At 63.0% G+C, this 13420-nt stretch carries 7 protein-coding genes; all 7 read left to right on the forward strand.

All coding sequences use genetic code 11. The annotated features are described in order from the left end of the window. Positions 1–14 precede the first annotated feature (14 nt). The 7 genes from EA473_RS14290 (at position 15) to EA473_RS14325 (ending at position 13288) form a co-directional block, all read left to right on the forward strand. A complete protein-coding gene (locus EA473_RS14290) occupies positions 15–1181 on the forward strand; it encodes an ABC transporter ATP-binding protein (protein WP_124196331.1) in 1167 nt (388 codons plus the stop codon). A gap of 513 nt (positions 1182–1694) precedes the next feature. After that, a complete protein-coding gene (locus tag EA473_RS14300) occupies positions 1695–3686 on the forward strand; it encodes a glycosyl hydrolase family 18 protein (RefSeq protein WP_207890192.1) in 1992 nt (663 codons plus the stop codon). 323 nt (positions 3687–4009) lie between these two features. Next, complete coding sequence (locus EA473_RS14305) at positions 4010–5926, forward strand: glycosyl hydrolase family 18 protein (protein WP_243645269.1); 1917 nt, start codon at positions 4010–4012, stop codon at positions 5924–5926. Positions 5927–6219: 293 nt separating this feature from the next. Continuing rightward, positions 6220–7905, forward strand: a complete 1686-nt coding sequence (locus EA473_RS14310; RefSeq protein WP_124196332.1) for a glycosyl hydrolase family 18 protein — start codon at positions 6220–6222, stop codon at positions 7903–7905. A gap of 581 nt (positions 7906–8486) precedes the next feature. Continuing rightward, positions 8487–8927 (forward strand): PKD domain-containing protein, encoded by a 441-nt coding sequence (locus EA473_RS23095; RefSeq protein ID WP_207890193.1) that lies wholly within the window; start codon positions 8487–8489, stop codon positions 8925–8927. Positions 8928–9048: 121 nt separating this feature from the next. Continuing rightward, positions 9049–10962 carry a PKD domain-containing protein gene (locus tag EA473_RS14320; protein ID WP_124196333.1) on the forward strand — a complete coding sequence of 638 codons (1914 nt, stop codon included), beginning with the start codon at positions 9049–9051 and terminating at the stop codon, positions 10960–10962. A gap of 109 nt (positions 10963–11071) precedes the next feature. Beyond that, positions 11072–13288, forward strand: a complete 2217-nt coding sequence (locus tag EA473_RS14325; RefSeq protein WP_124196334.1) for a family 20 glycosylhydrolase — start codon at positions 11072–11074, stop codon at positions 13286–13288. Positions 13289–13420 lie beyond the last annotated feature (132 nt).

Below are 13420 nucleotides of genomic sequence, written 5' to 3' on the forward strand. Positions count from 1 at the left end.
CCAGGTGAGTGCAAATGGCCCGTGTTATCGTAGACGATCTGACGAAGGAGTACAACTCTCCTGGGGGCTCGATCCTGGCAGTCGACGAGTTGAACCTCGAGATCGACGACGGCGAGTTCGTCGTCTTTGTCGGTCCGTCCGGGTGTGGAAAGTCGACGACGCTTCGGTGTATCGCAGGACTCGAGACGGTTACCGATGGCACACTTCACTTCGGCGACGAGGATGTCACGGATCAAAAGCCCAAAGAACGGAACATCGCGATGGTGTTTCAAAACTACGCGCTGTACCCGCACATGACCTCACGGGAGAACATGGCGTTCGGGCTGAAGATGTCGACTGACCTCTCGAAAGACGTGATCGACGAACGCGTCGAGGACACCGCCGAGATGATGGGGATCAAAGAGTTGCTCGCTGACAAACCGAAGGCGCTCTCGGGTGGCCAACAGCAACGCGTCGCACTTGGCCGGGCGATCGTTCGCGATCCGGAAGTCTTCCTGATGGACGAACCGCTCTCGAACCTCGATGCCAAGCTTCGCGCCCAGATGCGAACAGAACTCCAGCAGTTACAGAGCGAACTGGACGTAACGACGGTGTACGTCACCCACGATCAGACGGAGGCAATGACGATGGGCGACCGGATCGTCGTTCTCAACGACGGGAAACTCCAGCAGGTCGGAACCCCCCTCGAGTGTTATCACAGACCTGCAAACAGGTTCGTCGCGGGATTCCTCGGATCGCCCCCAATGAACTTCCTCGAGGTCGACGTCGACCTCGAAAGCGGGACGCTCTCGAACTCGGCGTTTTCGCTCCCGATTCCGGAATCGGCCGTCGACGACGTCAGCGGGTCGAAACTGACACTCGGAATTCGACCGGAGCACGTCTCACTCGTCGACGCTGTGGAAACCCACGCCGAACCCGATCACCTGATCGAGACGGAAGTCACCGTCACCGAGCCGATGGGAGACATAACGAACGTCTATCTCGACGTCGGTGGGGAATCGCTGACCGTCACCTCCGACGACCGCCTCGGGGTCAGAGGCGGAGACACGGTCCACATACACGTGCCAGCCGCGAAGATACACCTGTTCGATGCCGAATCGGGCGAAGCGATCAAACACAGCGACGAGCCGATCGATTCGACGCGGATCGCGGAAGCCAGTGGCCACGCCGAAACGGCGTGAACGGGGGGCCTTCGCCTCGCTAGCGCTGTAACTCCCGGCAGAATTGTTACACCGATTGTTCTGCGATTCGAAGTACCACCTCCGCGCCGTGACCGGTGGGAGTCGCTCCTCGAAGAAGTCAGCCGGAAACGGCCGGGAGTCAGATTGCGGCCGGTGGCGTTGTGAATCCCTCTATAGTAACAACCGGAACGAGTTACACACCGATCGCCGATCCGTCCCGCGACCGGGTGTGCAATGACGTTCAGTGGCTACTATAGTTGTTACTATAGATCGGGTGAGCCGTCTCGAGCGGGATGGTAACCCGGGAGCCTGGTTGCAATCGCAAAATAGTGTAGTTTTACAAATTATAGTATATTTTCACATATATTGTTGGCAATCCAATAGCTAAATCCCAGTTGCGTAAAACCATACTTCTCTTTCGGTATTATTTTATAGAAGGAGCCACGATATAATGATAGTCACGATAGATCGTGGCTATCCGGCGATGCAGGCCGGTATCGATAATCGACAACTATGAAACGAACACGTCGAAACGTTTTGAGTAACGCGACGAGACTGTCCGCACTGCTTGCCGGAATCGGTGCAAGCGGTGCAGCAGCGGCCCAGGAGTACCCCGAATGGGACCCCGACACGGCGTATACGGGGGGTGACCGGGTCGTCTACGACGGCTCTGTTTGGGAAGCCCAGTGGTGGACCCAAGGGGACGAACCGAGTGAGGACTCGAGCGTCTGGGAGCTGGTCGAGGACGGCAACGGAGGGAACGACGACGAAAACGGCGACGTCGACTACCCCGCGTGGGATCCCGACGTCGTCTACACCGGCGGCGACCGCGTCGTCTACGACGGCTACGTCTGGGAGGCCAACTACTGGACCCAGGGAGACGAGCCCGGCGAAAGCGAGTGGGGCCCCTGGGAGGAGATCGAAGAGCACGACGACGATGATGATGACGAGGACGAGGACGAACTGACTGCACGATTTACCGTCAGCAACCAGTTCCCGGATCCCGGCGACGAGATCGAGTTCGACGCCTCCGACTCCGAAGGCGAGATCGAGTCCTACGAGTGGGAGTTCGGCGACGGAACCGAAGCCAGCGGTGAGGTCGTCACACACTCGTTCGACGAGGGTCAGTACGACGTGACGCTGACCGTCGAGAACGCCGACGGCGAGACCGACACCGATTCGATCAGGATCACGGCGGGGCGTCCCTCGTCGGACGAAAAGCGCGTCGTCGCGTACTACCGCCAGTGGGCGCAGTACGATCGCGAATTCGTGCCGGCGGACATCCCGTACGACCAGGTCACGCACGTGCAGTACGCGTTCGCACGACCCGAGTCGGACGGATCGGTCAACCTCGTCGGCGACTCCCACGGCCAGCAGGCCTTCTGGGCGGAAGAGGACTGGCAGGGTGTCGAGGGCGGCACCTTCGCCGAACACGCCGCCGAGCACGACGACACCAAGTTCGTCCTGTCGATCGGCGGCTGGGGCGACTCGCGGTACTTCTCCGATGCAGCGCTGACCCAGGAGAACCGGGAGCGCTTCGCCGAGGACTGTATCGAGTGGATCGAACGGGGCAACTTAGACGGCATCGACATCGACTGGGAGTTCCCCGGCGGTGGCGGCTGTACGTCCGAAGACGCCGAAGAGCCCGCCAGCGTCTGTCCGAGCGATGGCAACATCGTCCGCGAGGGCGACCAGGAGCGCTTTACGCTGCTTTGTGAGACGGTTCGAGAGCGCCTGGACGAGCACGCACAGGAGGTCGGTCGCGACGAGCCCTACGAGCTCACCGCAGCCGTCTCGGCCAATCCCGACGTCGCCGAAGGAGTCGAGGATGGCAACGACGGACTCGAGCACGAGAAGCTCTCGGACCTGCTTGATTTCATTCTGGTGATGACGTTCGATTACGCTGGAGTGTGGTCCGAGACGACCCGTCATCACGCCCCGCTGCGGTCGAGCCCGGACGATCCGTTCGACGAGGCCGACACGTGGAACGCAGAGTACGCACTCCAGTACTGGGAGGAACAGGGCTGGGACCCAGACCAGCTCAACATGGCCGTCCCGTTCTACGGACGGAGCTGGGACGATGTCCAGCCGCCAGAGGGTGACTTCGGAACCGGCGAGAACGACGGCCTCTTCCAGGAGTACGAGGGTGAAGGAGCCGACGCCAGCATGGACGGCTCCTATCCGTCGCCTCCCGGCAGCCCCGGCTCCCAGCTTGGCGGTGTCTTCGAGTGGTTCGACCTCGAGGGCGACGGCCGCGGGGGGAGCAACTCCGTCAACCTGGACAGCTCCGATTGGGAGGTCCACTTCGACGAGGACGCGATCGCCGCGTGGGCCTGGAACGAAACCACCGGGGAGATGATCAGCTACGAGTCCGAGGAGTCGATGGCAGCCAAAATGAACTGGCTCCGTCAGTCGCCCTACGGCGGGACGATGCTGTGGGCCATCGGTGGAGACACCTACGAAGGCGATCTCATCGGGGCCCTCTGGAACAACCTCAACGGCTGAGACGGATTGCCGTCGGATGTATCGGGGCAACCCCAGACTGATCGCGGTTGCATCGATACTGACCGACAGCAGACCGGACGACGCGTTCGAGGGCTGCCCCGGCGACTCTCGTGACGCGACGCATAGCACACGAACAACTGATACGGTCTGCGATGACCGATTGCCGGTCGATCGCCCGCTGTCATGCGAACGGGCGGTACAGACTCATCGCAGTCCGTTTGAAACGGACTGTGGTGCCGACTTCCCGGTACGACCGCAGACGGGTTGCGGTCGTGTGGGAACGACGGACAACGGTCCATGCGACGGACGACTGACGATACCCAATGAAACGATCACGACGTGACATACTGAACGACGCATCGAAGGTACCGATCCTGTTTGCCGGACTCAGTGCGAGTTCGGCGGCAGTAATGGCACAGGAGTATCCCGAGTGGGACCCTGACGAGGTGTACAACTCCGGCGACCGGGTCGTCTACGACGGTTCGGTCTGGGAAGCCCAGTGGTGGACACAGGGTGACGAACCCAGCACTGGTCCTGGTCCCTGGGAACAGGTCGAGGACGGCAACGGAGAGAACGGTAACGAAAACGGCGACTACCCCGCGTGGGATCCCGACGTCGTCTACACCGGCGGCGACCGCGTCGTCCACGACGGCTACGTCTGGGAGGCAAACTGGTGGACCCAGGGCGACGAGCCCGGGGAAAGTCAGTGGGGCCCCTGGGAGGAGGTCGGACCGGTCGACAACGATCCGGAACCCGAGCCCCCGGGACTGGAAGCCAACATCGACTCGAGTACGACCCGTATCGAAGTGGGTGAGGAAGTCGAACTCGACGGCTCCGGCTCCGAAGGCGACATCGAGTCCTACGAGTGGGACCTCGGCGATGGGACAGAGGCAAGCGGCGACGTCGTCACCCACACCTACGAAGAGACGGGCGAGTACACGGTCGAACTGACCGTCACCGACGCGGACGGCGAGACCGACACCGCGTCTGTCGTCCTGGACGTCCTCGACGAGATCGAAGGGCCGGGCGATGACTTCAAAGTCGTCGGCTACTACCCCGGCTGGAAGGCCAACGAAGAGCAAGATTACTACCCGAGTGACATCCCCTTCGACAAGGTGACCGACGTCCTGTACGCGTTCATCGGGCTCGACGATCAGGGTAACGTCTTCCCACCCGAAGACGACGAGACCGAGTTCGACATCGACCGCCAGAGCCACGAGGAAAACCTGGAGGAGTTCGCCGGACTGGCCGACGACGTCGACTGTCGGTTCCACCTCTCGGTCGGCGGCTGGACGCTGTCGGATGACTTCCACATCATCGCTTCCGATCCGGATCTGCGCGAAACGTTCGCAGAGAACTGCGTCGAGTTGATGCGAGAGTACAACTTCGACGGCGTCGACATCGACTGGGAACACCCCGGTCCCGAGCAGGGACAGTGTCAGTGTGGCAACGACGACGACTACGAGACCCACGTCCTCTTGCTCGAGGAGCTTCGCGAGAAACTCGACGAGGCGGCCGACGAGGACGGACAGTACTACTACCTGTCAGTGGCAAACGGCGGCTCCGACTGGAACGCCGGCGGCATTCGCCACGATCAGGTCGGCGAGATCTGTGACTCGGTGTACGTCATGGCCTACGACTTCACCGGCGAGTGGATGGACACAATGGGTCTGAACGCGCCGCTTTACGGTCCCGACACCCACCCAACGGACGATCAGGACGTCTACCCGGACGGCGAACAGTACTGGGCCGAGTACTCCGTCGATACACTGTGGGCCGGTGATCACGGCGACGATGGCTACTGGCCCGGTCAGTGGGAGTACCCTGCTGCCGATCCCGCGGAGTACGACGAACTCGTGCTTGGCATGCCGTTCTACGGACGCGGGTTCGAGGCCGGCTTCGGTGGACCCGAACTGGGCGCGCGGTTCAACAGCCTCCCGGAGGGGACCTGGCATCACCTCCTCGCGGATGGCGAGGACGCGACCGGCGCGTTCGACTTCGGTGACATCGAAGAGAACCTGCGTGACGACGACGACTGGGAAGTCAACCGCCACGAGATGGGTGAAGTGCCGTACCTCGTCAACGAGGACGAAGGGGTCCTCATCAGCTACGACGACGAGGACGCCATCGAGGCGAAAGTCGAGTTCGCCAAAGAACGCGGTATGCAGGGCGTGATGTTCTGGGAGCTGGCCCAGGACTGGAACGAGACGCTGCTCGACACGATCCTGCAGAACATCTGAGACGGTTTGCTGTAAATCATAACCGGCGCACCCGCGATCCGGGCGACGGGTGCGCCGGTACACAGTTACAGTAATCCGTATCAATCCCGACCACTGTGGTGGACCGAGAGGCACATCCGTCGCGGACGGGTACGGGTCAGCATACCCGACGCGATTTCGGAACTCACCAGTAGTGAACCGTTTCCGAAGGAAATAGCGAGTATACTCGACACCGAGAACGACTCGAGACACGCTCCGGGAACGGTCGGATTCCCGTGGGAGCCCCCTTTCATAACGACACACAACACGTAATCATGAAACGAACGCGACGCAACGTACTCGGTACAGCATCGACAGTTACAGCACTCCTGTTCGGCGCGAGCGTGAGCAGCGCCGAACAGGAGCACCCCGAGTGGGACCCCGACGACGTGTACACCTCGGGCGACCGGGTCGTCTACGACGGCTCGGTCTGGGAAGCCCAGTGGTGGACACAGGGCGAGGAGCCTGAGACGGGTCCCGGTCCCTGGGAACAGGTCGACGAAGACGACGGAAACGGCAACGACGACGACGGCGAGAACGACGACGGCGACTACCCAGCGTGGGATCCGGACGCGGTCTACACCGGAGGCGACCGCGTCGTCCACGACGGCTCCGTCTGGGAGGCAAACTGGTGGACTCAGGGCGACGAACCCGGGGAAAGCCAGTGGGGCCCGTGGGAGGAGATAGAGGAACACGATCCCGGCCTGGAAGCCGCGATCGACGTCAGGCCCGGCCGTCCCGATCCCGGCGAAGAACTCACCGTCGACGGCTCCGGGTCCAGCGGTGAAATCGATCGCTACGAGTGGGATCTCGGCGACGGTACCGAAGCCGACGGAGAAATCGTCACGCACAGCTACGACGAGGAGGGCGAGTACACGATCGAACTAACCCTCGTTGGTGCGGACGGCGACCGGGATAGCACCGAGACCATCCTCACGGTCGCCGACGGGGACGACGGGGGCTGGCCGGGCGAAGACCACCCCGTTATGGCCTACGAGTTCAGCGGTCCTGCACCCGCCGAGAAGGTCACCCACGTCATCCAGACGTTCGGCGACGTCGCCGCCGACGGATCGGTCTCCGTCCCGTGGGACGTCGGCGGCGTCGACGGCGCTGTGACGCTGTTGTCGATCGGCGGCTGGGGGAACTCGGATGGGTTCCCACAGACCGCCGCCGACGCCGAGAGTCGCGAACGGTTCGCGAGCGACTGTGTCGACCTCATGCGCGAACACGACATCGACGGGATCGACATCGACTGGGAGTATCCCGGACCGTTCGGTCCCGACGGCCTCGTCTCCTACGACGACGACCCCGAGAACTTCACGGCGCTATTGAGCGAGTGTCGCCAGCAGTTCGACGAGGCTGCCACGGAAGACGACACGGAGTACTACCTCACGGCGGCGCTGTCGGCCCACGAAGAGCACCTCGAGATCCTCGAGCACGAAGAGCTGGCCGACGTGCTCGACTTCGCGAAGATGATGACCTACGATATGCACTCGCCCGGACTGGAGTGGGTCGAGTACACCAATCACAACGCGCCGCTTTACTCGAATCCGGAGTCGCCGACCGACAAGTCGGTCCACGACACGATGACGTACATGCAAGAGCAGGGCTGGCCGGAACACAAACTCGTCCTCGGGCTCGCCTTTTACGGACGGGAGTATTCCGGCGTCGAAAGCGCCGAGAACGACGGCCTGTTTCAGCCGTTCTCGAGTGCGGGTGCGGTCCCGTCCTATCCGGAGATCCAGGACGGGTTCGACGACTACGATCGACTGTGGGACGACGAAGCCAAGGTGCCGTGGCGTTTCGACGGGGAGAACCTGCTCGGCTACGACGACGAGGAGTCGATCGCCATCAAAGCGGAGTATGCGTCCGAACACGGGTATCCACTGATGTACTGGGCGTCGGGCCACGATCCGAACGAAACGCTGGTTGATGCGGTGAACGATGCGCTCGACAAGTAGCCCGCCAGGTCCGGTGACGTAGCGTTCGAGAGAAGTCGCCGATCCTCGGCCGACGTCGGTCGTTCGATGCCCGTGGGATCGGTGTCTAAACGGCTTCGGTAATCCGCCTCGAGGGAGCCGGGTGTCCACGATCGCGACGGGAGGTCCGACAGCGACTGCTGGAACACCGCGACCGAGATCAGCAGGCGAGTGATTAATAGTATTATATCTACCATAATCATTTTATCAATCAAGGTGTAAAATGTGTCCGTGCTTGGGTGACACTCGCCACCGATACGACTGGACAACAGCCGATTGTCGGGACCCGTCCGAACCGATCCGCGAAATTCGGGCTCGAGTCGGCGGCGGTGACGCCGATTTCGGACGGGATAGCGTCGTCCTGTAGGGATGTTGATACTCCGAGCGCACGATCGTTCGCGACAGACGAGAGAGAACACGTCCGAATACGAGGACTCACAACCATGAAACGCACACGTCGAACGGTACTGCACAACGCGTCGAAACTCACCCTCGCTGTCGGCGGTCTCGGAATCGCCGGGCCGGCCGGGGCACAGGAGTATCCCGAGTGAGACCCTGGCGAGGTGTACAACTCCGGCGATCGGGTCGCCCTCGACGGCTCCGTCTGGGAGGCAAACTGGTGGACCCAGGGCGACGAGCCGGGCTCGAGCGACTGGGGTCCCTGGCAGGAAGTCGAAGCGGACGATCCCGATCCGGAGCCACCCGACGGACCGACCGCGGCCTTCGACGTCAGCGACGACAGTCCGGCTCCCGGCGAAGACGTCGAGTTCGACGCCTCGACCGCCGAGGGTGAGATCGACTCCTACGAGTGGGACCTCGGCGACGGCACCGAACTCGAGGGCGAAATCGTCACGCACAGCTACGACGACGATGGAGAGTACGAGGTCGAACTCCGATCACCGACCCGGCCGGAACGACTCCGGTCGGGTGATCGACGAGAATGGTCCCTCGAGCAGGCACGGGATTCGCTCGTAGTGTACGATCGTCGAACGGAGAACGTGTAAATATACAACAATTTTATTCTAGATGTGTTTATTGAGAGGATAAAATTTTATAGTCGATGAAATTGATAATTATGTGTATCGGTTCCCGACGCGTCCGTCGGGGACCGCCAGATCGCCACCTATGAGACAGACACGCCGCGATATCCTGATGCGAGCATCGCTGGCCTCGGTCGGCACCCTCGGGGTTGCAGCCACCTCGTCGGTCACGGCGACGGAGGGGGAGACTTCGGCGACGGACGTCGATCCCGACTACTCCGTCTTTAACGACCGAGGTCTCTGGGACTGGGTCCCGTACACGATTATCACCGACGGTGAGACGGTGATGGACGGCTACGACGGTCGGTGGGAACTGTTCTTCGATAAAGCCGACGCCCATTCGATCGGGACGTTCTACCCACACTACTCGGATCCGACCGCCGACGAACCCCTGGAAGAACCAGTCCGGGCGGCACCCGACGAGGACGTCGAGCGATTTCTTCGGGCCTGCCACGACCAGAACATCCAGGTCGAACCGCTCATCGGCGGCGGCGTCGCCGGCTGGGTCGCCTCGGAGGCCTGGCCCCAGGCGGAGTCGATCCTCGAGTGGAACAGCAACCACCCGCCGGAGGAACGCTTCGACGGTATCCACATCAACGTCGAGAACGGGGACCGCTACGACGTCAAACCCGAGATACTCGATCGACTCGACGACGCCCCCGACGATCTGATCGTCTCCATGTCACAGGATCCGCTGTGGGCCAGAAACACCGATAATGATCGTGTGCGCGAAGTGATGGAACACCGGAATCTCGATTACTACTGCACGATGGTCTACGATCTCGACATGGACCACTTCTGGCCCAACCTGGGGCGGGTCACCCAGCCCTACGACACCCCGTTCGCGCTGGGCCAGGGGATCAACGAGCACGGCCATCCCAACCGAAACTGGGGCGACGCGGATGCGCTCTACGGCTGGGTCGAGGAGAACTGGATCGAAGAGGGTCCGCCAACCGACTACCAGTACATCGACGAAGGCACCGGCCAGAAGTACCTGGGGCTGTCGATCCACTCCTTCTGGGGGCTGATCGACGCGCCAGAGGTCGGCGACGAGACGAACATCGGCGAACCGAGCCGCGAGTACCGGACGGATCCAGCGCCGGGTTCCGGCCCCGACCCCGATCCCGATCCGGACCCCGTGGCGGTGATCACGGCGAGCGACGACGCTGTCGCACCCGAGGAGACGGTAACCCTCGACGGCGGCGACTCCTCAGCACCCGAAGGAGAGATCGTCGCCTACGAGTGGGACCTCGACGACGGCAGCGAAGCGAGCGGCGAGACCGTCGAACACGCCTACGACGACGAGGGCGAGTACGTCGTGGAGTTGACAGTGACCGACGATCGCGGCGAAACCGACGCGACGGCGACCACTATCGCGGTCGAGGAGCCCGACGAGGACGAGCCAGTCGCCGCCTTCGACGTCGACCCGACCGAACCCGTCGCCGGCGAGGAGGTAACGTTCGACGCCACAGACTCACACGCGCCGGCGGGCGAGATCGTCGAGTACCTCTGGGACTACGACCTCCAGCCCGGGCTCGAGGAGCGCGGTGAGACCTTCACCCACGTCTACGAATCAGCCGGCGGCTACGACGTCCGGCTCGTGGTCGTCGACGACGAGGGCCGCGAAGGCGAGACGATTCGGACGGTCACCGTCGCCGAGGACGACGAATCCGACCCGGACTACCCCGAATGGGAGCCGGATGCGGTCTATCAGGGCGGTGATCGAGTCGTTCACGACGGCACGATCTGGGAAGCTCGGTGGTGGACCCAGGGCCAAGAGCCCGCTCGCGACGCTGGGCCGTGGGAGCCAGTTCGGGACGTCGACGACGATCCCGATCCTGACCCTGACCCCGACCCCGATTACCCCGCGTGGGATTCCGATTCCACCTACACGGGCGGTGACCGGGTGACTCACGACGGAACGGCCTGGGAAGCCCAGTGGTGGACCCAGGGAGACGAACCGGGTACGACCCAGTGGGGTCCTTGGGAGGAAGTCTGATCGCCGTGATCTTCCTCGAGACCGACGGCCGGACCGTCGAGCAACCCGCGAGACGATCGCACGCGAACTACTACCGACCCGTCAGAACACCGGGCGAATCTACGAACTCATGAGACACACGAGACGCGATGTATTACGGAGTGCAACGTCGATCTCCGCGCTGGGGATCGCAGCAAGCGCGAGCGCAACAGCATCCGCCGACTGCGAGGGCGTCCCCGAATGGGACCCCGACGCCACCTACACCGGCGGCGACGAGGTCGTCTACGAGGGCGAACGCTTTACCGCCGAGTGGTGGACCCAGGGCACCGAACCCGACGACGGCGACGCCGTCTGGACCCTCGAGGGCCCCTGCGAGGACGACGGCGGCGAGAGTGACGGTCCCATCGCGTCGATCGACGTGACGGCGACGACGGTCGAACCCGACGAGACGGTCGAGTTCGACGGGAGTGACTCCACCGGCGGCGATGCGTCGATCGAGGGCTACGAGTGGGACCTCACCGGCGACGGCGAGGCCGACGAAACCGGCGAGACAGCGAGTCACAGCTACGCCGAGAGGGGCGAATACACCGTCCAGTTGACGGTCACCGACGACGAGGGGCGGACGGACACGGCGGTGGTCACGATTACCGTCGGAATCGGGGACGACGGTCCCTGTGGCGGCGTCTCCCGCTGGGAATCCGACGCCACCTATCAGGGCGGAGACGAGGTCGTCTACGACGCTCACCTCTGGGAGGCCCGGTGGTGGACCCAGGGCGACGAACCCGGGGCCAGCGACTGGGGACCCTGGGAGAACCTCGAACGCTGCGGCGACGCCGAGACGCCGGATCCGATCGATCGAACGCTCGAGGACGTCGTTCCGAAACCGGTCGACGTGAGCACGACTGACGCCGAGTTCGAGATCACGGCCGAAACGGCGATCGTCGTCGACGACGAGGCCGAAGCGGTCGGCGAGTCCCTCGCGGACCTCCTGCGTTCACCGACGGGATACGACCTCCCCCTCGAGGAGGCCCCCTCGGACGCGACCGACGTAATCGAACTCGCAGTCGGGGACCGAACCGACCACCTCGGCGAAGAGGGCTACGAGCTGGCCGTCGACGAGGACGGCGTCACGATCGAAGCGGCGACCGACGCGGGCCTGTTCTGGGGTGTTCAGTCGCTCCGACAGGTCTTGCCCGCGGCGGTCGAAGCCGACACCGAGCAGTCCGCCGAGTGGACCGTCCCCGGCGGCGAGATCGTCGACTATCCGCGTTTCGATTTCCGCGGTGCACACCTCGACGTGGCGCGGCACTTCCGTACCGCCGACGAGATGAAACAGTTCGTCGACTATCTCGCCCAGTACAAGATCAACCACGTCCACATCCACCTGACGGACGACCAGGGCTGGCGTCTCGAGATCGAGGAGTGGCCGGAGTTGACCGACGTCGGTGGCCAGTATCAGGTCGACGGCGAGTGTGAGGACTGTTATTATACCCAGGCGGAGTACGCAGACATCGTCGAACACGCCGAGGATCGCTTTATCACGGTCATCCCCGAGATCGATATGCCTGGCCATACGAACGCGGCGCTGGCGTCGGTCTGTGAACTCAACTGTGACGACGAGTGCGAGGATCCCTACACCGGTATCGAGGTCGGGTTCAGTTCGCTCTGTGTCGACCAGGAGTTCACTTACGAGTGGATCGAGGACGTCGTCGCCGAGGTCGCAGAGCTAACTCCGGGGCCGTATTTCCACATCGGCGGCGACGAAGCCGATCCGCTCTCGGACGACGAGTACGAGTACTTCATGGATCGGGCCGTGCCGATCGTCCAGGACGCCGGCAAGCGGCCGATGGGCTGGCACGAGATCCTCGGTGCGGACCCGCCGACGGAGACGATCGGCCAGTTCTGGGCACCGGATTCCACGGCCTCCGGCGTCGACGTTCCGGGTGCTGTCGAGGAGGGCCACGAGATTATCGCCTCGCCGGCCAGCCACGCCTATCTCGACATGAAATACCACTGGGAGACCGAACTCGGACTCACCTGGGCCGGAACCACGTCCGTGCGAGAGTCCTACGAGTGGGATCCCGGAAGCTACATCGACGGCGTCGACGAGTCCTCGATCGTCGGTCCCGAAGCGGCGCTGTGGTCTGAGACCCTCGAAACGTTCGCCGACGTCGAGTTCATGCTGTTCCCGCGGATCGCGTCGATTGCCGAACTCGGCTGGACGCCCGACGCCGACACCGAGTGGGAGGACTTCCGCGAGCGGGTGGCGGGCCACGGCCCGCGGTGGGACCGCCAGGGAATCAACTACTACCGCTCCGACCAGATCGACTGGCCGAACGGAGAGTAGGGCCGGCGTGGCTTCCGGGTAGTCACCGAAGGCGCTCCCGGCACCTACCGTGGCTGTCCTCGCGAACGGAACTGGTAACGATCCGTCTCTGGGTTACTACACTCCGAGGCGCGAATGGTATGTTTTGATCAT

Source organism: Natrarchaeobius chitinivorans (assembly GCF_003841505.1).
GTDB lineage: Archaea > Halobacteriota > Halobacteria > Halobacteriales > Natrialbaceae > Natrarchaeobius > Natrarchaeobius chitinivorans.